Raw genomic sequence first — 25,533 nt, 5'->3', positions numbered from 1 at the left:
TTATTTTTTATCTTTTAATCCACGAATCAGGATCCACCCGATAACCGCCGCCGGACCGGAGAATCGACGGATATGTTGAAATTTCCTCAACCGTAAATTTTAAAGAATCGGAAGTAAACCGCTCCCAAATGTCTTTCCAAGGGATGGCATAAGCTTCGCGAGATCGTCCGACACCGAACCGAAGTTCAACCGCTAAAAAACCGCTTCTTCCGGAATGATTTAAAAAATCAGAAATACGTTCGATTTGATGAACGCCTTTTTTATCCGTTGTAAAATGCTGCGTGAAGTAAAGGGCTTTCGTTCCTTTTTCAACGGAAATGCTTTTACACTCGATTCCCAGGTAATAATCAGGATGAAGCGAATCAACCAAAACGTCTAAAAACTGCGGTGTAAACCGGTGTTGTTTTAAACGGTAGGAAATGCCGCGCATATTATTTTCTTTAAAATAATTGTTAAAAGAAGTCACTAAGCCTCTTTCAAATTCAGTCATATTGAAAAATAGACATACAGCTATATGAGAACTTGCCGTGCGGAGAGAAAGTATTCGCAACATGAAAGATAGTTGTTAACATGAAAGAAGTTGTTGACAGGAGTTATTCTGTGATGTAAAATCAAAGCATAAAACCATTGAAAACATAAAAAATAATTAAACATGGAACAATTAAAACATAAAATCATCAAAATATAAAATTTGGAATAATAAGATATAATAGACGTGAATAAAAATAGTGATGTGCCGAAACAGGCAACATCAAATTCAACAAGCACCGACTGCAAAAAAAGATAAAGCTGTAACCGGTAAGAGATATTTTTTAAGAAGTTAACACAAAACGAACTAAATCGGCACTTAATTTGGTTTCTCGAAGACGTGAAATAATATCGTCGGTAGAGGCACCTGTTCCTTTCAATTCATGAATCATGTTAACGGTTTCTGCGGGAATTTCAAAATATTCATTGATATCTTTTCTGTGTCCCCAAACATCCCCTTCCAAAAGAACAACATTATGCATTGTTAAAAACATCTGAATTGACTCAGACAACGTTTTTTTGTAAGAGCTTGGAATATGAATCGCTTTTACACTCGGACAAAGTGAAACCAATGTCATAATATCCTTATTTGAAGGTCGAAATGCTAAGTGAACAATTTTATCACCTGTTTTCAATGTTCCTATTTCATCTTTAGAACTAATAATTCTGATTTTCATTGTCCCTCTCTCTGTTTTTTGATAGAAGAATTTATATCGGGGGTCATCATGATTGTTCATTCGAAAAAAATTTCGTATGAAAATAATCATTGATGATAGTTAATAAAAGGTATACTGAAACGGTCATAATTAAAGGTTTTGTTTCAAAATCTTTTTTATATAACCCTATACCTTAACACCTACTTAATTTTTGTAAACAGTAATCGCTTGTAAATATAATCAAATTGAGCAGTTAAAAAATAATGCCAATGATTCATCTAAAACGACGAGTGACAAATTTAAGTATGTGTTAAAGAAGCAAACCCATGCAATTTCCCCAACATTTAAACTGTTTTGTAAAATTGACAAAATATCTGATTTTATTTAAATTTAATCGAAATAATTAGATTGAATTAACTATAATAAAAAAGAAATAGATTTCAAATAAAAAATAAAAACATGAGAAGAAACATATAATAAAAATTATAGTTGAAATATTTGTCATTTTGAACAAATTTCAATTAACCTTTCCTTCAATCAACACTTCTCAGGAAATTGCCTTTTGTAAATTCTGCGCCGTCATTCGAATTATTTTTCGGTACATCATTCGAATTGCTTAAACCGTTTTTATAATGTCGAACCAATGCGCCAATTTCGTCAGGCGTGTGCCCGATTCCGTCAATTCTGAAAAATGTGACATTCGCTTCAAGAAGACGCGGCAGCAAATCGAACGCATTTAATTCGCGGGAATTAAAAACATAATTTCGCCCGACGGCGTCAACTAAAACCGGAAATGTATAATTTTTAGAATCCTTGATCGCATATTCGAAAAACGGCAGCGTTTTATTATCGGAGCCGGCAGACTCGCTTGCCGATTTCATGTCTTTTTGTTTAATGTCTTTTTGTTTCATATCTTTTAAAAGAGATTGCAGAAGCGGATGTTCCGTAACCATCAATCTTTGCCTGCCATGAACAATACATTCAACCGGCGGGAGGATTCCTTCGTGTTCTAAAACAGACGACCGAATCAGCTGCTCAATTTCCGAAATCGAAAGCTCGGGCGATAAAAGAACAGAAGAAACGCCGTCTTTTAAGAAAAGAGAAGCGGCATCTGAATTAAAAAGATTAAAAGCCGAATCGGTTGCAATTCTGAAAAAACCCGAATAAACCGGATTGGAGCGAATAAATTCATAAACACCGATATTAGATGCCGAAATTCCTGAAATTCCGATTTCTTTGAGACGGATTAAATTTTGATTTAAAGATTCGAAATCCGTTTCCTTTGTAATAAAAGGCGTTTTGAAAAATATTTTTTCTTTATCAGATGCCGACAATTTATCGAAAATGTTCGGAATCATGTCAACCGTGATGCCGTATTCAATCTGAGTCAGCGGATCTTTGAAAATGTCGCCGCCAATATAAACTCTGTCAGCACCTGCGTTTAATGCCGCAAACAATTCATCTTCGGAATAAACGCAAACCGACACCTGAGCCGGAAGAACGTCACCTGCAATCACATCTGTCTTTTCAATTCCATTATTTGAAAAAACAGCCCCGACCGGAGATTGTCTTCTTTGGGAGATGATTCTTTCATTTAACAGCGCCTGCAACGCTTTGTTGCGAACGGTTTTAAATTCGCCGACGGGAACAAAACAATCTCCGACGATGGAAATATCAACAGAGTGAACCCGATAAATTGTGCCGCCGAGTTTGAGAAGAAGGTCACGCGCTTGGTTTTCTGAAAACGGATTTTTTTGAGCGGTTTCAATAATGTAATCGGATTGAACAGTCACTTGACAGCCTTCTGAATCGGAAACAGTAATTTGAATGGGTTTTCCGGCTTCAATTTGACAATTGAATGAAACCGTTATTTGAACGGATTCGGCAGGAGACAATTTTTCAATCATTTCAGAAATCGGGAAAACGGTTGAAGAAGAATAAAGAGCAAGCGAGTCTGACAAAGAATTTGATGAAGCGACCGGTGAAGAGTCTGATGGAGAGACGGACGAAGAAACAGACAGAGAAGCGGGCAGGGAAGCAGGCAGAGCCGCTTGACTGTAGGCGTCTGAAACGGTTTGTTCAATGAACACATCCCGCTCTTCTTCGCTGACAGTTGCGGCGGGGAATGTTTTTGAAATCTCTTTTTGGAGTTCAAAGTCAAATGTTTTATAAACGGAATCACCGATTGAGGGGAACAGAAGTTTTTCGCCGGCTCCCAATTGCGGAAGCGGAATTTCAACGGAATCGCCGGAAGCGGCTTTGCTGCAAATGCTGCGTCCGACATACATTTTCTTGACCGTAAATCCGATACGCGGGTCTTCGGTTGAATTCATGTTTTTGCCGATGTCACCGATTGAAATGCCGTCATGCGCCGACAAATCTGAAGTCAGAAGAACGGTAATATTGAATTTTCGGCGGTCAACGCTGACGATTTTGCCGATTAAAATGCCTTTATTGTAGGGCAGTTTTCGGCTCATCAATTCGTTTCCCGGATTTTTCAGGAAATATCCGTCCGTAAAATCACGGTTGAAAAGTTTTTTTAATTTTTCTTTTTCAATGCGTGTCGGAACTTTTTGAGAAGACGAGTCATTTGAAATAATTCTGTCAATCAAATGTCGGTAAACAGAAACAACGCCTGCGACATATTCCGGTTTTTTCATGCGTCCTTCGATTTTAAAAGAATCGACGCCGGCTTGAATTAAAGCACTGATATTTTCCGAAGCGTTCAAGTCTTTCGGGCTGATTAAATATTGACCGTCTGTGGAAACAGGATTACCGCCGACTAAAAAAACATATCTCTTTCGGCACGGCTGCGCACATTTCCCGCGGTTGCCGCTGCGGGAGCCGACGAGACTGCTGAATAAACACTGACCGGAATAACAAATGCAAAGCGCGCCGTGAACGAAAGTTTCGACTTCAACGCCTGTTTTTTTAATTTCGATTAATTCCGGAATGGAATTTTCGCGTGCGGGAACAACGCGTGAAACGCCCTTTTTTTGAAGAAAAGCGGCGTGATAAGAATTGTGAACCGTCATCTGCGTACTCGCGTGGACGGCAAAGCCCGGATATTGATCGGCAACCCTTGCCAGCAACCCTAAATCCTGAACAATAACGCTGTCAACCCCGTGACGGTAAAGCTCGTCAAACAAGAGCATAACATCATCCAATTCATCGTCCCGATAAAGTGTGTTCAGCGTGACATAAACTTTTTTCCCGAATGCGTGCGCGTAATCAATTCCTGCCGCAAGCTCGCAGTCGGAGAAGTTGCCCGCGTAAGCGCGCGCGCTGAAGCGGGAGGCACCCATGTAAACCGCGTCTGCGCCGTTTTGGATAGCTGCAAGCAATGAAATCAGCGTCCCTGCCGGTGCCAAAAGTTCGGAAGAAGAGTCTGATGCGAAATCAGAAGCGGGATTCGAAACTGAATCTGAAACGGAAACAGAATCGGAATATTCAGACGGCTTGGACGCGGACACAAAAATACCTCGAAAAAGAAATCGTAGTAACACAAAACAGGATAAGACTTTAAAATAACTTTCCTTTTTTGGAAAAGCTGATAAATAAAATGAGGAAACGGATTGCCGAATTCAGCAATCCGTTCGTTTTTTAATGAGGGGTGTCAAACAATTAAATTATTTTTTGTTGACATAAGCGTCATAGAATGACATGTCGAAGAGTTCTTCAGAGGTTAATTGTCTGGGAACCAATCCTTGCTCATATTGGGATTTTGCGTAGGCAACGACATACTCTTCAATGAGATGCGGATCAGAAACCCATGCGCCGTCCCATTCGTTGATGGATGAAAGGATAATGTCTTCGGAAACGCCGGTCACGTTCGCATAGTATTTTGCGGCCGTTTCAGGGTTTTCGTTTGTGTATTTGGTTGCATCGACATGAATTTTTACGATTTCCGCAACGACATCGGGGTGTTCATCAATGAACTTCTGGCTGACGGCCAAAACACAGCAGGCGTGGTCAGGTGACATTTCGCCGGAGTCCATAATGACTTTTCCGTCACCGGCTTTCACGATAATGGAAGGTGCGGGGTGCGGCAAGAAGACTGCGTCAACGGACCCTGCTTTTAAAGAGGTTTGCGCTTCGCCGGAGTCCATGCCTTTGATTTCGACTTTTGACAAGTCCACGCCGTTATCGGTGAGCCACTGTTTGAGAAGTGTGTCCTGAATGGAGCCGGGCGGGAAAGTGGCAATCTTTTTGCCCTCAAAGTACGTCGGGTCGGTGTAAGTTGCATTTGTCGGGATAACAAGGCCGGAGCCGTTAATTTGGACGGCAGCGATAATTTTCAAATCAGCGTTGTTCTGCGCGACAGCCGGAATCAGCGGCGCGGCACCGATGTATGCGACCTGAATGGCATTGGATGCAAGAGAAGTTGCCTCAGACGGTCCGCTCGGGAAGGATTTGTCGCTGACCTTTGTGACTTCATCCATTTTCGTTAAGTTGTCGGACCACCAGCCGAGTTCTTTTGCGCTGGTGTAAGCCATTTGGTGTGTGCTCGGCTGGTAGCCGATAACAACATCTGTCGTTTCTTTGTCACCGCTGTTTAAACAGCCGGAAAATGCAACGGCCGCAATCAGCAAAAGTGAGAGACTGATAAACATTATTTTTTTCATAGTAAACCTCCGAAAGTTCAAAAACAATATCAATCGTTTTGTCGTTAAATGAATTTGTATTTCTTGAATTGAATTTCTATTAAAATCCGATAAGTTAAACTTCAATTAAATTGAAGTGTTTCGAAGAAAAATGGAAACGGCGTAATACAGGGGAATGAAAAGTGACACACTTAGAGTTGATTAAGTATGCCCACAAGGTTTTTTGATTTTTCCTCGAAACACTTTTTCCGAATTATTGAGCCGAATTCAGATACGGCAATGTTAATGGGGTACGGCTCAAATGAAACCGTAAATATTAATTTGCCTGAAATTAATATAAAAAACTATCCGAAATCGTCTTGTTTTTATCATTTTTGTGATAATATTTTATACCTGTTTTCCTGTTATGGACAGTAATAATTAAAATAAGAGAAAAATATCAAAAACAAACTAAAATGTAAAAAGGAAAGATGAGGAAATGAATATTTCAGACCGTTTGATTAAAGCGGCTTTTGAGTCAGATGAAAATTTTCAAATCGTGCTTCACCGTGTGATTAAAGAAGATTTAAACATGAGTGCTGTTGACTTTTCAAAAGAAGCCGGCATTCCGCACAGCACGTTATACAAGATTTTATCAGGAACGCGCGCGCCGAACATAAAAACCGTACGCCAGATCGTGAATACGGTTCGAAAACACGAAATGCCGACAGATGAATTTATCGCAGTCATTGCCGCCCGTATGGTTTTAGACACAATTACAGAAACAAAAAGAAAAATCGGCGGCCGTTTAATCACGGTCAAAGAATATTCGGCAAATTCGATTGAAGAAGCCATTATTGTTGCAACGCGTGCCGAACGAGACGGTGCCAAAGCGTTGGTCTGCGCACCGATTGTCAGCCACACCGTTGAAAAAATCGTCTCGATTCCCGTGACCACGATTATGCCTAAAGAAAGTATCACAGAAGCGATTGAAATCGCAATGAGAAAAATCGGGTAAATAAATTTCTTTTTTAATGAATAAAAAAATAGAGCAAAGGTTTGGAAAAACCAAACCTTTCATTTTGTTTCAATCATCGGATTGAAATCTTATTTTCTTTGGAATTTGTATTTGATGTCATCGACAACTTCGCTTGCCACCATCTTATAATTGTCTCTGTTTGCGCCTTTCACACCGAAAAGGTATGCCACAAATCCGATAACTGCAATGACAATGATTGCAAGAAAGGCTAAGATGATGTACAGGATGGTTGATCCGAGTTTAGCGGAACCGACTGAAACTTTAGACATGCTTGAGGGTAAGTCGATTGTTCTGTTGCTGTCTGATTCGACCAATGTCAATGTGTAAGTGCCTTCTTCCGGTGCTTTAACAGACAAGGAAACACTCTTGGATTTGCCCATGTTGGCAGAAACCGTCTTGTTGTCCTGATCAACCACATTTCCGCTGCCGTCTCTCAAGATCAAAGAAACGTCATGTGAGCCGTCTTTGATACCGTTGTTGGTCACATCAAATGAAAGTTTGATGGCCTTTTTGGCAGACGGTTCATCCGGCTTCAATGCGAAATTGGAATACGCGAAAGCAACTTCCTGAGAAACATTGACAGTGGTTGTTCCGTTGTTGTATTTCTCTTTGGCAACATCAATTGTCACGGATCCGGTTTTGTTAAACGTATAATTCAGTTCGCCTGAAGAATTCGTTTTACCGATGCTTTCACCGCTGATGTAAACCGTTGCGTCACTGATGGCAGACCCGTTCAAAGAATCTGTGGCTTTGATTGTGCCGGCCGTTCCGAAGTAAACGGTTTCAGGGGAGACGCGGACAGTCATGTTGATGAGTTTTTCGTTTACGGTCAAACTGGCATTGCCTGCTGTGTAACCGGATTTTTCAGCATTGACTCTGAATGTTCCGACCGCATTGGTTGTGTAGTTAACCTGGCCGGAAGAGTTGGTTGTACCGACAGTTGAGCCGTTGACTGTAACCGTAACGCCTTCAATTGTGACACCGCGATCTTCGACCGTGATTGTAACGACATCGCTTGAAGTCACTGTGGAGTTGGACAATTTAACATTCAACGGATCGGTGGAGCCGATTTCTTTTTCGACGACCGGTGCGAATCTCAAAGTGCTGTCATCGCTGTCACCGACTTTGAAATACATTGTGCTGTTGCCGACTTTCATGAATTCAACATCATCACCGTCAGACAAGGAGAGTGATCCGTCGTTTTCAAGAATGATACCGGTGGAGCTGACACTGGTCACTTCCATTTTACCGTATGTTGTTCCTTCTTCAATCTTTGTTAATTCAGTCGAAGCCTGGAAAATACCGGAAATTGTCACGAGACTGCTTTCAGTACCCATGAAAACGGCATCGACGTGAACTTTAACGAAAGTTGTGTTTTCACTGCCGGAACCGATTTTCTTTGAGTAGTTCAAGTCGTTTCCGGATTGAACGATTTCGGAATAGAGTTCTTTGCCGTCTTTTTCAACGACCAATAAAGCGCGGTTACCGTTTACGTCAATCTGACTGGCTCTGACGGAAACACCTTCTTCAAGAGAGACGGATTGGTTGACATACATGTTTCTCTTTTCATCGGTATCGACTAAGACTTTGGACAAGTTGCCGTTGCTTAAGAGACCGCCGCCGGTTCCTGCATAGTATTTTTCACCCATGAAACCGATAACGGTGTATTGACCCCATGTTTCATATTCATAGTCAGCGATTGTTGTGTTTGCGGTGTATGTTAATTCACCGTTTGCGATTTTGCGTGTTGAGCTTAAATCGGTATCGATTTTAATGCTTTCAGAGTTTTCGATATCGTCATTGATATCATAATAGAATCCTTCGAAGTTCTGCGGTGTCCACAAGTCAACAATATATTCATTGTTGCTGAAGTCAGAAACCGTTCCTCTGATTTCGTAAATACCCGGATCGGTGTATTCGATTGTCGGAGCGAATCTTAAAGTATCACTGTCGGCGACAATGAATTTCAATTTGCCCATTAAAGTGACTTCAGAGTCACTGCTCAAACTGACTTTTTCACTGTTGGACATCGTAATGGTATTACCGCTGACACTGTCGATTTCCATTTTGTCAATTTCTGTTCCGCTTTCGAGTTTAAGCAATTTGTCAGAAATTTGGAAGATACCGTCAATTGTCACGAGACTGCTTTCTGTACCCATGAAAACGCTTTTGACGTGAATCATGATAAACGGAACTTTGGTACCGCTGATGTTTTTCTCATAGGTGAATGTTGCGTTGTTGTTGATATTGACAATACCGCTGTCCACTTCCTTACCGTCTTTTTCGACAACAAGCAAAGCAGCGTTTCCGTTAACGTCAATCTGATCGATTCTGATGGAATACCCTTCTTCGAGAGCAAGGTATTGACCGACACGGTAATTTTCACTGTCATCAACATCAAGTAAAACCTTGGACAAATTGCCGTTCTTCATCAAGCTGTCAGAACCGGAACCGGCATAATATTTGTCGCCCATGAAACCGACAATCTGGTAAGATCCCCAGCCGTCATATTCGAAATCAACATCTGATGTTGTTGTTTCATAATAGATGTCGCCTTTGGAAATAGTACGGCCGATATTAGAAATCGTCATATATTCGCTGCCTTCGCCGGTGTCCAAATCATAATAGAACCCGGAGAAACTGCGGGCGGTCCATGTGTATTTGTCTTTGGGCATACCGAGAGACTCGTCCCAAATACGGTCGCCTGTTGTGCTGGGTGTGACAGTGACAACCCAAGATAATTCCTGCACCGTATCAGGAGTCGTGGAAGTATCAGTCATTGTCAAATTTAATCTGTATTTACCTTTTTCATTCGGCTTCCATGAAAAGTTGCTTGAGTTGTTGGCAGCATCATTTTCAACATTGTATTTTACAGTTGAAGGAACAGGACCCCAAGTAGTTGCATCTTCATCGTAAACTTCAAGTTTCCATGTGAAATCGACTTCTTTGGTTGCAGTCATGTTGATATAGAAAGTGACTCCGGCCTCAGCAGTGAAATCTTTAGTTCCGTTTGAACTGTTATCGTCATTGAAAATTTCTTTACTGGATTCAAAATTATCAACAAAATCAACTGTTGCTGTTCCTGTTGTAGTAGAGTTCGATGTCCACAATCCATATCCATATCCATTAATTCCACGAACATTGATTGTGTAAGAAGTTGCAGCCTCAAGTGTATCAGGTGTAACGATTGTAGCAGAACTGCTTGTAGTGATCGGAACAATTTCAGAACCGTCACCTTTAGTCACATTATATTCAAAAGAATCCCAACCAGAAGTATCCAAAGTCCACGTAATTTTACTTTCGGTGGTTGCATTATCAAAGCCGATTTTTTTAAATTCAAAAGAAGTAGTTGTACTATCAACGGTGGAATCATTTAATTTAAACTCAAATTTTTGGTCAGAAGCAGGACTTCCTGAAACTTCAAAAGGAACAACAGTCACAGTAACCCATGTACCGGAATTGTTATAGAGTAAAATAGTTCCTGCAGGATATGTAACCCAATCCCATGTTAAACTGTAGAGATTAGATCCTGCTGTTGTAGTGGATTCAAAATTGTCCATAACCGGCGGACTCAACGGAGTAGGAGGTATAGGAGCAGCAAAAGTTGTTATTTCAAACGTACTGGCACTATCTGTAACATTAACAGTGTAAGTATTTCCAGGAGTTAATGTAACATCGTTAAAAGTAGCAGAATCCACACCTGTATCATTTGCAGGAATGGCTGTCCCTTCAATAGTAACAGTATAGGGGGCACTGCCTGTACCAGTCCATGATACAGTAACATTATAATTTCCATCATTTGTAGAATGGATTTCGGCGGATGCGGTAACTGTACCTACATCAGCACTCGCCGTCCCGATCATCGCAAACAGGATGAGCAAAACGACCGCGTATTTTAATATATTTTTCATAATATTTTTTCCTTATTTTTATCATATTTTGTGAAATAGTTCCTTAAATTTTTACTCTAAAAGTAAAAACAGATGAATTTGTTTCACAATTTCATATCATATATATTTTGTGAACGAATCATAACCCATTTTCAATAAAGGAAGACGTTGTTCCCCTGAACCTGACTGTGTGATAATGACGTTTTCCTTTTCGGCGATTGCCTTTCCGATAACCGTGAACTTGCAGGGAGATCTGCCGGATTTGCCGGCGGAAGAAAGGGAGCCAAATCGCATTGCTGCAGTCGTGTTGAGTGTCTGAAACAATTCTTCGACAAGAGAAAGCTTGTCTTGAGGAATCGTAAACAACAATTCGTAATCGCCGCCCGTATAAAGCGCTTCATGAACAAGCAAAGATTGTGCTTTTGCACCGATTTGCTCTCCATTGAGCTCGTTTTTTAAAGAAGTTGAAAGAATCGACAAAGCTTCGTCTTCAAGCGGAAGACTGCGCTCATCAATTTCAAAGAAGACGCCCGAAAGCGCCGATAATTCGTAAACGGATGAAGCCAAACCGTCACTTGTGTCAATCATTGAATTGACGGCACCGCTTTGTGCAAGCATCATGCCTTCAAAAATGCGCGGGAACGGCTCGATTATATTTTTCAAAAAACGATTGGATGCCGGCACTCGGATTTTATTGAGCATAACCGAAAGAGCGACCCCGGCCGACCCGGTAAAACCCGTGACACAAAGAAGATCCCCCGGCTGAGCATTTTTTCGAAGAATCAGATTTTTGTTATCGGAAATTCCGATGACGGTTCCCGTGATTGTGAATTCCTCGTTGAATTCGGTGTCGCCGCCAATGACTTCGCCGCCGAAAAATGAAACACAATCCTGAATTCCTTGCGCAAACTCTTCCGCATCTTTAAGCGTAAATCCGCGGGGCAGACCGGCCGAAAAAAGAAAAGCAACCGGTTTAGATCCCATCGCTGCCAAATCGCTGAGATTAACAGCGGCAGTCATCCATCCTCTTTGCCAAAGCGTCATGCCGGCCGGAAAATCGGTTGACTCGCGAACGGTATCTGTACTGAAAGTCAATGAATCGGCAAACAAGTTTTGAGAAAAAGAATCAAGTCTTAAAGCAGCGCAATCGTCAAATTCCGAACCGGAAAGAAGCGGTTTATTTTTCAGCCGAAAAACATTTGAAAAAACGCGGATGAAATCTTTCTCTGTCGGCAGAACGCTCATATAAATGACACCGGAATCCATTTTTAAAAACAATTTGAATACGATTTAGAAAAAATGTTTTGCTTGTAGCGTATTTATCAAAAAACCTCAATCGAGTTGCTTCGAATTAAAGTATATTATCTGATACTTGGTATTTAAAGTTGTTTAAAAACAATCAAACAAAATTGCGAACACCATACCGATTTGAGAACAATTACCGGTGTAAATATCAGTGATTGTCAGTGCGATTATCAGTGATTAGATCAAACCTCGAACGAAAAACAAACACTTTGCGGGAATGGGTTCGGGTTTGGAACGAGGGGTTCATATCCGTGGATTACAGGATAAATCGTTTTTCGGGAAGTGTATAATGTGTTTTTCGTTCAAGGAGCAAGGAATAAAACGGCCGATGTATTAAATCACTTACTTTAACTGCAATTTGAATTGAAGTTAAAAATTTTTTAGAAGTTTGGACTGTTGCATAAAATTGAAAAGAGAGAAAGAAGAGCACACAAATACAGAATAGAAAACAAAAAAACCAAAAGAAAAGAATTGGAAATGAGAAAAACCAAAAAAAGAATCAGAGATGAGAAAAAAGAAAAGAAAAATGAACAAGGAAACCTTGTTCAAAGAGTTAATAAAATTAATTGAAAAAATCAGCTCAATTACAACGGAACTTCAAAGTTGGAGAGTTCGTAGTTGAACGGTGTTCCGTTTGCTTTGCAGAGTTCTCTTGCCAAAAGCCAGTAAACGAGTGAAAGTGCTTTTCTTCCTTTGTTGTTTGTCGGAATGACAAGGTCAACGTTCTTGGTCAGGTTGTTGGAGTCAGCAAGCGCAACAACAGGGATGTTGATGTCATAAGCTTCTTTAATCACCTGAGCGTCACCGGCCGGGTCTGTAACGATAACGATTTCGGGTTCGAAATAGCTGTCCATTTTCGGGTTGGTGAGCATGCCCGGAATAAAGCGTCCGAGTGCGGAGCGGCAGCCTGTTGCTTTTGCGAACATTTTTGCAGGGTACTGACCGTATTGTCTGGAAGAGACAACCAAAACACGAGAAATGTCAAATTTGGAAAGTAATTCTGCTGCTGCGATAATTCTTTCGTCGGTGGACTGAATGTCAAGGACATAAAGACCGTCGGTTCTGACGCGGTAAACAAAGCGCATCATGTCTTTTGTTTTCTGCTGGGTACCGATGTGGACACCGGCTGCCAAGTATTCGTCAATTGAGACGAGGTAATTCTGTTCGTTTGCTGCAGTTTCTTCAACTGCGGGTGTTTCTTGATTTTCCATAGATTATTCACCTGAAAATTGAATTTAAATTTGGTTCCTTAATGTTTAAATTTCCTTAATTCGATGAGTGATGATTGTAATCACAATATTTCTTCGAATCCTGCCGACTCGAATTCGTGACTTGAACCGCCGGATCTGTTTTATCTTTTGACGGTAATCGGAACGACGCCTCTTTCAAACTCTTCGAGAGCGATATAGAGCGGATCAACGCCCGATTTTTCATAATCTTGAATTAAGACGGGGGCACCCATTGAAATTTGAAGGGCGCGGGCACCGACAATTCTGGCTCTTTCGAACCGCGTGTATTCTTGTACTTGAAGTTTCATACCCTTTCACCCGGAACAATGTCCGTTGCTGTTTCTGAATGTGAAACGGACAGAGGAATAAACTGCCTCTGTCGTTTGTGCATCAATTCAATTGATTTTTTTAGTTTTTACTGATACGGCGCAATCACGTCAACCATTTCGATATGACTCAAAAGCATTCGTCTGCAGCAATATCTGGAATAGCCGAGGTCATTTAAGACCTGGCCTTTATCCTCACCTGCTTCAACGCGTGCTTTAAATTCTTCATATCCGGAAGCAATGACTTTCCCGCATGAAAAACAACGGACCGGTAACATGTTTTATCACTTTATCTGTAAGATTTCTGGTATTTTGCTCTGGCGCCCGGACCACCGAAGTATTTCGGTTCTTTCTGTCTGGAGTCGCTGACAAGCAAGCTTCTGTCAAATTCTGCAAATGCATCGCGAACAGCTGTGTCGTTGGTGAATTCAACGATACCTTTTGCGATTGCTGTGCGGGCTGCGTTTGCCTGGCCGACAAAGCCGCCGCCCTGAACGGTGACGATGATGTCGAGCTTGGAAATGACCGCTTCACCGGCGATGTTAACGGGTTCGGAAACTTTTTGGTTCACGAGCCAGTTGCCGTAAATCGGAAGCGGGATTTTGTTAATTCTGACGATGCCTGTTCCGCTCTTAACGGTTGCTCTGGCAACGGCGGTTTTATGTTTACCTGAAGTGTTTACAACTTTTTCTGCCATTTGAATCACTCCACTTTAGCGCCGAGATTCTTGCCGATTTCACCGAGCTTCACATATTTTGCGGAGCTGAGGCGTGTCATACTTGCGGCTTCAATTGTTTCGGCTTTTGCGCTTTTCAGTTCTGCCGGCACACCCATGTGGACTTTGAGATTTGCCATTGCATTGCGGCCGCTCTGTCTTTTGTAAGGGAGCATTCCGCGAACTGTTCTTTTCAAGATTCTCTCCGGTCTCTTCGGGAAGTAGGGACCGTATTCGGGTCTTCCTCTCTCGACAGAGTGGCGGTAGTCTGCAAAAATAGTGTATCTGTTTCCGGAAACAACCGCGTTTTCGGCGTTGATAATATCGATCTTTTCACCGGCAAGGAGACGCTTTGCGACAATACTTGCCAGACGTCCCATAATTAATCCGTTTGCGTCAATAACTGTCATGTCTTTGCACCTCACTGGAAAATTCTGATGCCGGAACCTGTCGGGTTCTCTTCGATGATGTCTTCGATACGGACACATGTGCCGCCTGCTGCGGTGATTTTCTCAAACGCACCGACACTGAAGTTCAAAGCTGCAACGGTCACGGGGAAGGTAACGTCACCGGCACCGAGGACTTTTCCCGGAACCAAAAGGACATCATTTTCCTTTGCGTGTCTGTTGATTTGACTCAAATTGACATCGGCATAGTTTCTGGACGGGTTTTCCAATTTCTTGGCAATTGCGGCCCAGATCGGTGCATCATTTTCTGTACTGGCGCTTTTAAGCGTCAAAATAAGGTTAATCATTCTCGGATTTGTCTTTCTCGAGAGCTTTACAAGTGTTCTCTTACCCATTATTTTCCTCCGCAAGATTTTTTGAATAAAAATCCTACTCACGCAGTTTGCTTAAAAATATGAAAAGCAGGTTGCGTTCGAAAATAAAGTACCCTGAAATTAATATCAAAAAAGATATCTTACAAAATCAGATATACGCTATTTTCCTATAGGTGACCGCTTAGAAAGGAGTAATGGCATATAAAGGTTTCTTAAAACAGCGCACAGCGATTTAAAACAAGGATGCTGCACGATTCTGTTTTAAGCACCAAATATTTTTTGAATTGAATTTAAATGAGAGTCCATTCCAGGAAATAAACGCAGAATGCAAGCAATCCGCCGGCCAACCCAATCAAACAGACAAAAACAATTGCGTTTGCGGTTCCGCCGAACTTGATTAAATCCAAGATTCCCGTAGTTTGGTTGACATATTTTCCGATTCTTTTGAAGATGAATTCCAAAACTTCATCAAAGAACAATCCGCCGCCGATATTAACGGTTGTTGAAAGGACAAGCGGGGAAATGTAAGCTGTAAAAGGTGTCAGCAGACCGCCGTTCATTGACGCTTCAACCGCATCCCCCAAAAACGTATCAATCACACCGATACCGAAAATGAAGAACAGCACCATGTAAGCGGTTCGTGCCGAAAAAATCTGAGACAATCCCGGAGGATTAAATTTCAGACTGGCTTTGCCCTTTGCCAAACCGCGAACCTGACCGGACGTTACATCAAAGAAAAAGTCAATGATACCGGAAATAATTAATAAGACAGATCCTGCTGTCGCGCCGAGAACAACAGATGCAGGCGCGACATATCCTGTCACAACTTCTTCTGTGGAAAGGCCTTCATCTTTCAACTCGGTTAAAATCTGATTCGTACCGCTTCCCGAACCGGCACTATAAGAGCCGGACGGAGGTTCGGCACCCGGACCGGGCGTCTCGGGAGTCGGATCCTCCGGATTAGCCGGAGGTGTTTGAGGCGGCTCAGGTTCAGGCTCAGCAGGAGGTATTACAATCGGAGCGGGACCTTCAGTGCCGCCGCCACCGCCGTTTGAAGGAGGTTTTGTAAGCGAGTAATTATCAGAATAGACACCAACCGATGCAGGAATTAAATAAGGCACATCAGAATATCCCAACGCGGATACGCTCAACAAATCAGAATGCCCTGTAAAATCGGAATTTGTCCAATAATTACCTGCAATATTGGAACCGCCCATAATACTTCTGCCGGAAGTCGGTGCCTTATAAAAAGTTACATTTGCAGAAAAATCACCAGTGGAAAAAATATAATCCATATCACTGCAAAGTTTGTTATTATATATGTCTACACCAACGGGACTTACAAAATTCAAATCTCGAAAATCAAAGACATACCCCGAATTAGAGAATCTATTCCCGGAAATATCATATGCCCCTTTTGAAAAAATCAAAGAAAAAGTTCCAAGGGTTACTGTTGTATTAACAATTTTTCCATCAGTCGCTGTCATGTTATTGAGGATAATGCCCGGAGAATAGGAACCGAGATAGGAAGTATTTGAAAGGTTAGAATTTTGGATTAACAATTTAGAAGAAGTTATTCCGGACAGTTCCAATGACCCGTTTGTTAAAGTTAAATTTGAAACCGTAACGTTACGAGTGGAAACCCCCCCGTAATCTTTATCGATGAGAACTGATCCATTAACATATGAATCTTTAAAAACAATATCAAGGGATGAAATATCAAATTGAAAAGCATTAAAACTACCGTTTGTTAAAGTCAAATTTGAAACATTCAAGTTTCCAAATGCACCTGATGATCCGGACCCGATCTCAATATCTCCTTCCAACATTACACTTACATTATTTAAGACAATGTTCGTTGGAATATTGTCGGAATAAGAAGAAGAAATGAATATGCCTCCGCTTTCAAATGTTGAATTGTTTACAAGCAAATCCGTTGCGCGAATATCTGACAAGTCCAAATGTCCGTTTGTTACCGCTAAATTCGAGAAATTGAATTTTAAACTTGTCGGGTTTGTACCGAATGCTGCATTAGAAATTAAAACAGACCCGTTGATTTTAGAATTATTAATATTCAATTTTTGAGAAGTTGAATTCAAATTTGAGATATCCAAATTACCATTTGACAGATTCAATCCGGAAATTTCAAAATTACCAAACCCATTGGTACCCCCATTCGCAACAAAATTCCCGAATAGGATGTTATGTCCATTGCCGTTGAAAGTGACATTAAGAGAAGAGGAGGGACCCAGTGCAAGATTAAGAAAATCTAAAGAAGTTGATGTGGGACCAACTAAATTCAAAGTAAGATTTTGGACACCTGAATCATTAATAAAAATATGAAAAGAGGGATTATTTGAGATATTATAAGTGAAATCTACCAAACTGCTGCTAGATTTATAATGCCCGACATTAACATACATCGCATCTGTATACACAACATCTTCGGTCCCTTTTATTGGTAGAGAGTTGCCATACAATCCGGGATCAATAGTAATTATGACATTGCCAGAACCGTCACTCGAAACAAGCTCTGCAGCAGAAGCTGCCCCCGTCAAACAAAATAAAATTAAAACAATCAATAGAAATTGAGATAAAACCGAACGTAATCGCATATTTTCCCCTTGTTAAACTTGCTCAAAAATCAAACCCTGATAATAAAATGTTTTGATAGTGTAGAATAAACAGGTGTATAAATATTTTTATGAAAAAAATGAAGGAAGTTTGCCAAGAATCAGCAGACGAAAACTTAATTATAGAGTAAGGCTTAAAATCTTCAAAGCGTGGGGCAAACAGGATGGATACGTTTATTTCAGAGTTTATACTGCCGTATATCAATCAAAATGATATGGTCATAACAGGTCTTTTTTTCATAGCACTCGGATTTTTATTATTTGCTGTAATGAGAAAAGTTCGAAAGGCTTTGCTTTTGAAAGTGCAGGTAACGGAAACAAAATGGGACGATATTCTGTTGGCATCCTTCGGAAAGCCGACAACGATTGTTCTGCTTCTTCTGCCGGCATATTACGGTTTTTCAAAATATATCCTGACGCCGGAAGGATTGGAACTTTACAGAGAGACGGAATTAAATGAAGTCTTTTTCGTCATTGTCGCCGCTTGGTTCTTGTCGGCGTTGGTTCAAAATGTCATGGAATTTTACGGCCGGAAATTCATTCACGGAACGGCACGCGGTTCTAAAAGAGATTTTACCGCCCGATTTTTAGGTCTTTTGGATTTGATCTCCGTTTATGTTATTTGGTTTGTCGCGTTTTTGGTTATTTTAAAACTGTATAGCATCAGCCTGACACCGCTCTTGGCCGGCGCAGGTATTGCCGGTATCGCAATCGCGCTTGCCGCCCAGGATATGCTCGGCAACTTCTTCGGCAGCGCCATGATTTACGTCGACCGTCCCTTTAAAATCGGCGACCGTGTCAAAATCGGCGAACATGTCGGCGACATCATGGATATCGGAAACCGCAGCACACGCATAAAAACATTGGATAACGAATTGATGACGATTCCAAACTCCACCGTCTCAAGCAGCATTATTACAAATTACGCGCTTCCGGATGTCAAAATCAAAGTCCGCCTGACCTTTTATGTCAGCCCGAATTCAGACATTGAAAAAGTGAGAAGAATATTGTTGGAAGTCGCAACACAAGCCGCTGACAACTTCGATTTTATATTAGACGACCCGGTTCCCGAAGTTTTCCTTTTGGATATTGAAGAATACCGCCTGAAATACATGGTCACGTTTTATTCAAACCGTTATGACAGAAAATGGGAATCCAGAGATTACATCAACAGCGAAGTCCTTCACAGATTCCGTGCAGAACGCGTTGAACTTCCCATCCCGCAACGTAAGATTTACGTCAGAAACAAAGTATTGCCCGGCGTTGCCATCGGCACCGGAACATATGACAGCATGGGAATTGAGGATGAAAATGATTATTACGGCGGTCATGACGGGATGAATGACTGAGAAGATCTTTTTAGAAAAATCAGCAAATGATTTATCCGATTCAATTGTGTCACCGGCGGTGACACACTCCCCTCCCTCTGTTTTATCGAAAAACAAAAAGATAAAACCTAACCTTGCGTTTTTGCTAATTTTTGAAAAATGGTGCAGTTCGCGCGCGACAGCAGCTGCAAAAAGAAGGAAAACATAGCAAAACAGACCGAACTCAATTGTGCCCCCGGTGGAGGCACAATCTCCAACCGAGCTTACAATAAACAAAATAGAAAAAAAGCAAGCAGGATAAAACCTGCCGACTCAAATTAAAAAATAAAATCTGTATTAAATTCAAAAATTAAATCGCAACGATCTTCGCGCTCAAAACGCCGTCAACCGTCGTCAATTTACTCAAAACGGCTTCCGGAACATCGCTGTCAACGCTGATGACCATGATGGTCGATTCGCCGACTTTCACATGACCGACTTGCATGCCGGAAATGTTGATGTTGTTTTCACCGAGAATCTGACAGCACGGGCCGATCACATTGGGTTTGTTGACATGGTCGGCAAAAATCATGTGTGCGGACGGATAAACATCGACCCGTGTTTTGTCAATCTGAATGATTTTAATGTCGTTGCCGACAGCTGTGCCGGAAACGCTGACAGATTTACCGCCGCCTGCAACTGTCACGGTAAAGACAGAAGCATATTCGCCGGATGTCTCAGACTTCTTTTCACTCACTTCAACACCGCGGGATTTTGCAAGGCCGGGCGCGTTGACGTAATTGACACCGGAGCCGACAGCGACTGCAAGCGCGCCTTTAAGAGCTGCAAGCGTGACGGTTCGGACATCTTTTGTGGAAATTTCACCGTTGTAAGCAAGTTCGATTTTATCGTAGCCGGTTCCGATCAGCGTTGCCGCGATTTTGCCGGAAACTTCCGCGAGTTTGACGTACGGTGAAATGAATTCCATCACTTCAGGGCGAACGGCCGGAATGTTGACCGCGCTCTTTGCGCCTTCGCCGTTCAAAACGGAAATGATTTCGTGCGCGATGTCGATTGCCACATTCACTTGAGCTTCGACTGTAGAAGCACCGAGGTGAGGTGTGACGATAATTTTATCGGATTTGATGAGACCGGAAGCAAACGGCGGTTCTTCGACGAACACATCGATTGCGGCGCCCGCAATTTTGCCGGAGTTGACGGCTTCAACCAAATCTTCTTCATTAATAATACCGCCGCGGGCGCAATTAACGATGCGTGCCGTCGGTTTCATCACGTTAAACATATCCGCGTTGATGAGATTTTTTGTGTCTTTCGTCAACGGCGTGTGAACGGTAATGAAATCCGCGTTTCTGCAAATGTCTTCAACGGTTGTAAGCGTGATGCCCATTGATTTAGCGCGCTCTTCGGAAACGAACGGGTCGTAGCCGAGAACCGTCATGTTAAAAGATTGGAAGCGTTTGGCGACTTCAGCGCCGATACGGCCGAGACCGATGACACCGAGCACTTTTTTGTTGAATTCAACGCCCATAAACTTGTTGCGCTCCCATTTTTCGGATTTGAGAGAAGCGCAAGCCTGCGGAATGTTTCTGGCAACCGCCATCATCATGGCGCAAGTGTGTTCCGCTGCCGAAAGCGTGTTGCCGTCGGGCGTGTTGGACACGATAATGCCTTTCTTGGTTGCTGCTTCCGTGTCAACATTGTCAACACCGACACCGGCGCGGCCGATGATTTTGAGCTGGTCCGCCGCTTCAATGACGCGTGCGGTCACTTGCGTGCCGCTGCGAATAACAAGCGCGTCAACGCCTTTAATCTTCTCAACAAGCTGATCTTCCGACAAACCGGTATCGACAACAACGTCAAAACCGCTTTCTCTTAAGATCGTCAATCCCTCTTCCGAGAGGGAATCACTGACTAAAATTTTCATATTATTTAACTCCAAAATGAATTATTTGAAAGTATATTTGAAAGTATATTTGAAAGTATGATTGAATAAATTTCAAACCGTATATCCCTTTTCCTTTTTCATCCGATTTGCTTTCTCGGGTCTTTTTGCTTTCTCTTTCGGATTTTTTGCTTTATTTGTTGCTTATTTGTTGCTTATTTGTTGCTTATTTGTGCGCGAAATACGCAACAACATTTTCACCGTCGACTGAATCAATACGGCAGAATCCGAAACGCTCAAACTGAACAACTTTATCAAGCTCGGCCGTGATATTACGCTCGCCGATGCCTTCGAAATTGCCTTCCGGACCGAGAACCGTCACCTTCAAGCCGTCAACCGGTGCCCAGTGGATGATTTTCATCTTTTCTTTCTTGGTCGTTTCCATTGAATTGTCAATGTATTTGCCGGCAAGCGGAGACACGGATGTGATTTCAACGTTGCCCAAATCCTTCAGGCGGACTTTTGAGCCGACAGATAAATTGCCGGCATCTTCGCGCGTTACGACAATGAGATTGCCGGTTTCGATTTTACGCATTTCCGGCTGATTCGGGTAAAGCGGCGCTTCAACGACCCCGCCGGCGTAGCCGTCAATCTTCATTTCAACGGGATCGGCAACGAAGAACATCCTGTGCGCAATCGGGTCGACAAACTTGCGGTTTTCCGCGTAAAGCGAATCCATGCTCATGCTGACATCGGTTTCCCCGACACCCATTTCGATCATGAATTTTTTAAGCGCTTCAGCCTGAATGCCGCGGCGGCGAATCGCCTGAACCGTCGGCAGCCGCGGGTCATCCCAGCCCGTGTAAACGCCGGCCTCGATGTCACGGCGGATACCGCTTGTGCTGAGCTTGCCGAATTCTTCAATTCTGACACGGCCCCAGTGAAGCGTCACCGGATACGTCCAGCCGAGATAATCGTAAATATATTTCTGGCGTTTGCCGCTGTCCTGTAAATCTTTGCCGCGAATGATGTGCGTTGTTCCAAGCAAATGGTCTTCAATCGCGCCCTCAAAGTCCAAAAGCGGCCAAACAATGTATTTATTGCCGATTTCGGGTCTCGGGTGGTCTTTCTTTAAAATTCTGAAAGCCCCCCAGTCGCGAAGCGCGGGATCTTTGTGTTGGATATCGGTTTTAATTCTGAGAACCGCTTCACGCTCTTCATAATCGCCGGCAAGCATCTTTTTCCAATGCGCCAAATTGTCTTCAGGTGCCGCTTCTCTGTGCGGGCAAGCCTGCTTTTTATCCTTCAATCCTTTGAAAGTCTCACCGTCGCAGAAACAGACGTAAGCGTGACCGGCGAGAATCAGCTGCTCGGCAATTTCATAATAAGTATCAAAACGGTCAGACGCTTTCACAATTTCATCGGGCGTGACGCCGAGCCATTTGAAATCATCGACGTACCAATCATACGCTTCAAGCATCGGGCGTTTCTGGTCGGGATCAGTGTCATCAAAACGAAGAATGAATTTGCCGTCATACATTTTGACGTATTCGGAATTGACAACCATGCCGCGGGAACTGCCGATTGTCGGCGGACCGTTGGGGTTGGGGGCAAAACGCATCACGACTTTGCCTTTCTCGGCGTTCGGAAGCGCTTTGAGTCCTTTCTCCGGCTCTTTCTTAACGGAAAGTTCTTCAAGCAATTCGGGCGCGATGGATTCCAATCTTTGGCGCCAGTCTTCCGGCTTTGTTTTGTTCAGATTCGCGGCAATTTCTTTGATTGCCTCCGTCACTTCCGGAACGCGGCTGCGCAACTGCGGGAGGATGCCCATAATTTTTCCGAGAACCGCTTTCTCCTGCGGCACCGCTTCATATTTAACAGCGTTTTGAAGCGTAAATTTTTCAATCGTGAGTAAATCTTCGGGGTCTAATGCCATAATTTTCCCTTATTTCAATGATATAAAAATAACAATTAGATGAAAGAACAGAATTTCCTTTTTAGATATTTAAAGATGCTCATATGAGCCAAACCGAAAACGAAAATTAGTGATAAAATCAAAAATGATTTGCAAATATTTTAAAAACAAACCCGTTTGCACACGGCACCGCGGCATAAAAACAAAAATCAGCGGATGATTTCATCGCCGTGCTTTTCAATCATTTCCAAAAGGTCTTTAAGTTCGCGGAATTTTTCATTGGCGGTTCTCAAGAATTCATCAACAGAATCGCCTGCAACCGCGCCTTGCGGTGACGCTTTAATCAATCCGTTCTGCTCCAGAATACGAAGCGAATAACGCACTTTGTGCGCCTGCATGCCTGTAATTTCGGACAATTTTAAGATACCGATCGGTCCGTTTTCAATGACGATTTTCAGCACCTGCGTGTGCCTGTCGATTAATTCCAATTCATTACGGGCCTGATCAAATAACATAACAAAACCTGAATCCATTCAATGCTCATTCTTAACGTCTTTACATTCATATAAGTTCTTCTTGATTTTAAAAAATTCCGGGATTTATCATTCCGAAACGGTCATTCCGAAACAACCGTGTTTCTTAAAATTCCGACCCCTTCGATTTCAACTTCAACGACATCGCCGACAAGCAATTCCCCGACACCGGGCGGCGTTCCCGTCGCGATAATATCTCCTTTTTCAAGCGTCATCACGGAAGAAATAAACGCAATCAGTTTCGGAATATCAAAAATAAATTCAGCCGTTGATGAGTTTTGCCGAATTTCTTCATTTTCATTGCGAATGACACGGCACACGATTGAAAGATTGCCCGGCGCCAAATTCTGCTGTGCAAGCTCCTCCGGCGTGATAATAAAAGGTCCGAACGGCGCAAACGTGTCAAAACTTTTGGCGCGCGTCCACTGCCCGTCCGCCCGCTGTAAATCGCGCGCCGTCACATCATTAAAACAAGTGTAGCCGAGAACATAATCAAATGCGTCAGCTTCCGAAACATTTCGGCACGTTTTTCCGATGACGATGCCGAGTTCCGCTTCGTAATCCACTTGTTCGCTTTCCGGCGGATACTGAATCAAACCCTCATGTGCCAACGCGGCAGATGGCGGTTTTAAAAACAAAATCGGGTTGTTCGGCAATTCCATGTTTAATTCTTTAGCGTGGTCGGTGTAATTGAGACCGACACAGACGATTTTGGACGGGTTGACCGGCGGCAAAATCACAAGAGAAGACAGCGGATATTCATCATCAAGCTGCTGATAAATCGGATCGGGATAAACAATATCTTCAAAGACTTCGCCCGAAAAAACAATATCATTATACTGAAAACGTCCCAGCATTCGATCACCGCGTTTATTTCAAAAGCTCGTCCAACTCTTCTTTCTTGAATCCCGAGCGAATCATGCGCGTCCGCCCTTTAGATCCTTTGCCTGAGAAATCAGCCGTCAAGTAGCCGGCAGAAACCATTTTATTGACAATTTCATAAAAACGCGTATAGCCGATGCCGGTATGGTCACGGAACTTTTCATACAAATCACCGGCAGAAATTTCACCGGCTTCCGCGGCTTGAATTGCCAAATATTTTTCATGATCCGTTAAAACCGAAAACATTCGGGAAAGGTAAAGAGAGCGGGAAGCAGCATACGCTTTGTTGACGTCTTCCACATCAATTTTGCGTGACGAACGCTTTTCTGCGTTCAACCCGGAGCGTTTCATCAGGTCAATACCGACACGAAGGTCACCGTTTTCGGCGACATAATCTGTCATCGCTTCGCGAACTGAATCGGAAACAACGCCCTGGAAAAAGCCGCGCTGAATTCTGTCAGCTAAAATGTCATCAATTTCCGACCACTCGTAACGCGGAAATTCGATTTCTTCCGGCAGGAAAACGGAGGTGACGCGTTTGTCAAAACCGTAAATCACTTCAGGGTCGTTCACGATTGCCATGACGCCGATTTTGGAGCCGGGATACTGTTCGTGGGCGCGGAGAAGCGAATACATCACTTCGTCGGCGTGGCCTTCATAAAAAAGATAATTGATATCATCCAAAACAACAATAAGCACCTTATCCGTGTCAATCAGTTTTTTAGCGAGTTTGTCAAAAATGCGGTTGAACGACACGCCGGAAGCCGGCGGCGCGATGTTGAGAACGCTTTTGTAAATGCGTGAGATGACAGCAAACCGGGTGGAGTCGATCTGACAGTTCACTTTGACGGTGATGACTTTATCCGTGTACTCTTTCAGCTCGTCAAAGATTTTCAGCGCGGCGCTTGTTTTTCCGGTACCGGGCGGACCGTACAAAAGACAGTTCAGCGGACGGCCGCCGCGAACAGTGGGCTTCAGCGCATAGCGGATGGAATTGAGCTGATTATCGCGGTGCGGAAAGTAGTCCGGCAGATAATCCAGTTCAAAAATATCGGATTCCCGAAAAAGAGTTTCATCCCACATCAGCATATCTTTTTCTGTTGTCAACGTATCCACGTCTCCGGTTTTTAAAAATAATTTCAAAAAATGAATGAGTTCAAATGATAAAATGACTACTGCCGCACATTATATAATCGTTTTCAAAAAATTGAAGATTTAAGGGAAGAGAGGAGAGAAAGGGAAGAGGAAAATTAGTCAAATCAGCAACCATATTATATATTAGCGGCATATAAATTCGAAGAAAGAATT

21 protein-coding genes are annotated in these 25,533 nt (G+C 42.6%); 3 read left to right on the top strand and 18 right to left on the bottom strand.

The features are described from left to right. Positions 1 to 7: 7 nt before the first annotated feature. The 4 genes from C7391_RS07450 to C7391_RS07435 form a co-directional block, all read right to left on the bottom strand. The gene (locus tag C7391_RS07450) at positions 8 to 490 is read right to left on the bottom strand and encodes a hypothetical protein (protein WP_133517925.1); all 483 of its coding nucleotides are present in this window, start codon (positions 488 to 490) and stop codon (positions 8 to 10) included. 322 nt (positions 491 to 812) lie between these two features. Beyond that, positions 813 to 1,205 (bottom strand): DUF1699 family protein, encoded by a 393-nt coding sequence (locus tag C7391_RS07445; protein WP_133517924.1) that lies wholly within the window; start codon positions 1,203 to 1,205, stop codon positions 813 to 815. Between the two features lie 512 nt (positions 1,206 to 1,717). After that, positions 1,718 to 4,657 (bottom strand): DUF3656 domain-containing U32 family peptidase, encoded by a 2,940-nt coding sequence (locus tag C7391_RS07440; RefSeq protein ID WP_133517923.1) that lies wholly within the window; start codon positions 4,655 to 4,657, stop codon positions 1,718 to 1,720. Between the two features lie 156 nt (positions 4,658 to 4,813). Then, positions 4,814 to 5,809 (bottom strand): ABC transporter substrate-binding protein, encoded by a 996-nt coding sequence (locus C7391_RS07435; protein ID WP_133517922.1) that lies wholly within the window; start codon positions 5,807 to 5,809, stop codon positions 4,814 to 4,816. A gap of 457 nt (positions 5,810 to 6,266) precedes the next feature. Here C7391_RS07435 and C7391_RS07430 point away from each other — a divergent pair, with 457 nt between their 5' ends. Next, positions 6,267 to 6,785 carry a helix-turn-helix domain-containing protein gene (locus tag C7391_RS07430; protein ID WP_133517921.1) on the top strand — a complete coding sequence of 173 codons (519 nt, stop codon included), beginning with the start codon at positions 6,267 to 6,269 and terminating at the stop codon, positions 6,783 to 6,785. A gap of 89 nt (positions 6,786 to 6,874) precedes the next feature. On the opposite strand, the gene C7391_RS07425 is transcribed toward C7391_RS07430, so the two are convergent. After that, entirely contained in the window at positions 6,875 to 10,717 is a 3,843-nt protein-coding gene (locus tag C7391_RS07425) for an S-layer protein domain-containing protein (RefSeq protein WP_133517920.1), read from the bottom strand. 96 nt (positions 10,718 to 10,813) lie between these two features. Further along, positions 10,814 to 11,941 carry a thiamine-phosphate kinase gene (gene thiL / locus C7391_RS07420; protein ID WP_166627453.1) on the bottom strand — a complete coding sequence of 376 codons (1,128 nt, stop codon included), beginning with the start codon at positions 11,939 to 11,941 and terminating at the stop codon, positions 10,814 to 10,816. Positions 11,942 to 12,397: 456 nt separating this feature from the next. Here thiL and C7391_RS08380 point away from each other — a divergent pair, with 456 nt between their 5' ends. After that, positions 12,398 to 12,571, top strand: a complete 174-nt coding sequence (locus C7391_RS08380; RefSeq protein WP_166627452.1) for a hypothetical protein — start codon at positions 12,398 to 12,400, stop codon at positions 12,569 to 12,571. A gap of 14 nt (positions 12,572 to 12,585) precedes the next feature. On the opposite strand, the gene rpsB is transcribed toward C7391_RS08380, so the two are convergent. The 7 genes from rpsB to C7391_RS08375 form a co-directional block, all read right to left on the bottom strand. Beyond that, a complete protein-coding gene (rpsB, locus tag C7391_RS07415) occupies positions 12,586 to 13,212 on the bottom strand; it encodes a 30S ribosomal protein S2 (protein ID WP_133517918.1) in 627 nt (208 codons plus the stop codon). A 140-nt stretch (positions 13,213 to 13,352) separates the two neighbouring features. Next, complete coding sequence (locus C7391_RS07410; RefSeq protein ID WP_133517917.1) at positions 13,353 to 13,538, bottom strand: DNA-directed RNA polymerase subunit K; 186 nt, start codon at positions 13,536 to 13,538, stop codon at positions 13,353 to 13,355. 107 nt (positions 13,539 to 13,645) lie between these two features. Beyond that, complete coding sequence (locus C7391_RS07405; RefSeq protein WP_133517916.1) at positions 13,646 to 13,834, bottom strand: DNA-directed RNA polymerase subunit N; 189 nt, start codon at positions 13,832 to 13,834, stop codon at positions 13,646 to 13,648. An 11-nt stretch (positions 13,835 to 13,845) separates the two neighbouring features. After that, complete coding sequence (locus C7391_RS07400; RefSeq protein ID WP_133517915.1) at positions 13,846 to 14,253, bottom strand: 30S ribosomal protein S9; 408 nt, start codon at positions 14,251 to 14,253, stop codon at positions 13,846 to 13,848. Positions 14,254 to 14,258: 5 nt separating this feature from the next. Further along, entirely contained in the window at positions 14,259 to 14,681 is a 423-nt protein-coding gene (locus tag C7391_RS07395; protein ID WP_133517914.1) for a 50S ribosomal protein L13, read from the bottom strand. 11 nt (positions 14,682 to 14,692) lie between these two features. Next, a complete protein-coding gene (locus C7391_RS07390) occupies positions 14,693 to 15,073 on the bottom strand; it encodes a 50S ribosomal protein L18e (protein WP_133517913.1) in 381 nt (126 codons plus the stop codon). Between the two features lie 269 nt (positions 15,074 to 15,342). Continuing rightward, positions 15,343 to 16,347 (bottom strand): hypothetical protein, encoded by a 1,005-nt coding sequence (locus C7391_RS08375; protein ID WP_166627451.1) that lies wholly within the window; start codon positions 16,345 to 16,347, stop codon positions 15,343 to 15,345. 1,502 nt (positions 16,348 to 17,849) lie between these two features. On the opposite strand from C7391_RS08375, the gene C7391_RS07380 reads away from it, so the two are divergent. Continuing rightward, positions 17,850 to 19,034, top strand: a complete 1,185-nt coding sequence (locus C7391_RS07380) for a mechanosensitive ion channel family protein (RefSeq protein WP_133517911.1) — start codon at positions 17,850 to 17,852, stop codon at positions 19,032 to 19,034. A 328-nt stretch (positions 19,035 to 19,362) separates the two neighbouring features. On the opposite strand, the gene serA is transcribed toward C7391_RS07380, so the two are convergent. From serA to C7391_RS07355, 5 genes are all read right to left on the bottom strand, one after another. Then, positions 19,363 to 20,937 (bottom strand): phosphoglycerate dehydrogenase, encoded by a 1,575-nt coding sequence (serA, locus tag C7391_RS07375; RefSeq protein ID WP_133517910.1) that lies wholly within the window; start codon positions 20,935 to 20,937, stop codon positions 19,363 to 19,365. Positions 20,938 to 21,121: 184 nt separating this feature from the next. Next, on the bottom strand, positions 21,122 to 22,831 hold the full coding sequence (locus C7391_RS07370; RefSeq protein WP_133517909.1) for a glutamate--tRNA ligase: 1,710 nt from the start codon (positions 22,829 to 22,831) through the stop codon (positions 21,122 to 21,124). 188 nt (positions 22,832 to 23,019) lie between these two features. Continuing rightward, positions 23,020 to 23,325 (bottom strand): winged helix-turn-helix transcriptional regulator, encoded by a 306-nt coding sequence (locus C7391_RS07365; protein ID WP_133517908.1) that lies wholly within the window; start codon positions 23,323 to 23,325, stop codon positions 23,020 to 23,022. Between the two features lie 101 nt (positions 23,326 to 23,426). Next, a complete protein-coding gene (locus C7391_RS07360; protein ID WP_133517907.1) occupies positions 23,427 to 24,200 on the bottom strand; it encodes a fumarylacetoacetate hydrolase family protein in 774 nt (257 codons plus the stop codon). A gap of 13 nt (positions 24,201 to 24,213) precedes the next feature. Then, on the bottom strand, positions 24,214 to 25,341 hold the full coding sequence (locus C7391_RS07355) for an ORC1-type DNA replication protein (protein WP_341777452.1): 1,128 nt from the start codon (positions 25,339 to 25,341) through the stop codon (positions 24,214 to 24,216). Positions 25,342 to 25,533: the final 192 nt, after the last annotated feature.

The organism is Methanimicrococcus blatticola (assembly GCF_004363215.1).
GTDB lineage: Archaea > Halobacteriota > Methanosarcinia > Methanosarcinales > Methanosarcinaceae > Methanimicrococcus > Methanimicrococcus blatticola.
The sequence above is the reverse complement of the archived record's forward strand: the minus strand, read 5'-3'. Positions and strand labels throughout refer to the sequence as shown.

Excerpts from the sequence above, each read along its gene's own strand:
- C7391_RS07450 (WP_133517925.1), bottom strand. The coding sequence starts at position 490 with ATGACTGAATTTGAAAGAGGCTTAGTGACTTCTTTTAACAATTATTTT.
- C7391_RS07445 (WP_133517924.1), bottom strand. The coding sequence starts at position 1,205 with ATGAAAATCAGAATTATTAGTTCTAAAGATGAAATAGGAACATTGAAA.
- C7391_RS07435 (WP_133517922.1), bottom strand. The coding sequence starts at position 5,809 with ATGAAAAAAATAATGTTTATCAGTCTCTCACTTTTGCTGATTGCGGCC.
- C7391_RS07430 (WP_133517921.1), top strand. The coding sequence starts at position 6,267 with ATGAATATTTCAGACCGTTTGATTAAAGCGGCTTTTGAGTCAGATGAA.
- C7391_RS07425 (WP_133517920.1), bottom strand. The coding sequence starts at position 10,717 with ATGAAAAATATATTAAAATACGCGGTCGTTTTGCTCATCCTGTTTGCG.
- thiL (WP_166627453.1), bottom strand. The coding sequence starts at position 11,941 with ATGAGCGTTCTGCCGACAGAGAAAGATTTCATCCGCGTTTTTTCAAAT.
- rpsB (WP_133517918.1), bottom strand. The coding sequence starts at position 13,212 with ATGGAAAATCAAGAAACACCCGCAGTTGAAGAAACTGCAGCAAACGAA.
- C7391_RS07410 (WP_133517917.1), bottom strand. The coding sequence starts at position 13,538 with ATGAAACTTCAAGTACAAGAATACACGCGGTTCGAAAGAGCCAGAATT.
- C7391_RS07405 (WP_133517916.1), bottom strand. The coding sequence starts at position 13,834 with ATGTTACCGGTCCGTTGTTTTTCATGCGGGAAAGTCATTGCTTCCGGA.
- C7391_RS07400 (WP_133517915.1), bottom strand. The coding sequence starts at position 14,253 with ATGGCAGAAAAAGTTGTAAACACTTCAGGTAAACATAAAACCGCCGTT.
- C7391_RS07395 (WP_133517914.1), bottom strand. The coding sequence starts at position 14,681 with ATGACAGTTATTGACGCAAACGGATTAATTATGGGACGTCTGGCAAGT.
- C7391_RS07390 (WP_133517913.1), bottom strand. The coding sequence starts at position 15,073 with ATGGGTAAGAGAACACTTGTAAAGCTCTCGAGAAAGACAAATCCGAGA.
- C7391_RS08375 (WP_166627451.1), bottom strand. The coding sequence starts at position 16,347 with ATGGATTATATTTTTTCCACTGGTGATTTTTCTGCAAATGTAACTTTT.
- C7391_RS07380 (WP_133517911.1), top strand. The coding sequence starts at position 17,850 with ATGGATACGTTTATTTCAGAGTTTATACTGCCGTATATCAATCAAAAT.
- serA (WP_133517910.1), bottom strand. The coding sequence starts at position 20,937 with ATGAAAATTTTAGTCAGTGATTCCCTCTCGGAAGAGGGATTGACGATC.
- C7391_RS07370 (WP_133517909.1), bottom strand. The coding sequence starts at position 22,831 with ATGGCATTAGACCCCGAAGATTTACTCACGATTGAAAAATTTACGCTT.
- C7391_RS07365 (WP_133517908.1), bottom strand. The coding sequence starts at position 23,325 with ATGTTATTTGATCAGGCCCGTAATGAATTGGAATTAATCGACAGGCAC.
- C7391_RS07360 (WP_133517907.1), bottom strand. The coding sequence starts at position 24,200 with ATGCTGGGACGTTTTCAGTATAATGATATTGTTTTTTCGGGCGAAGTC.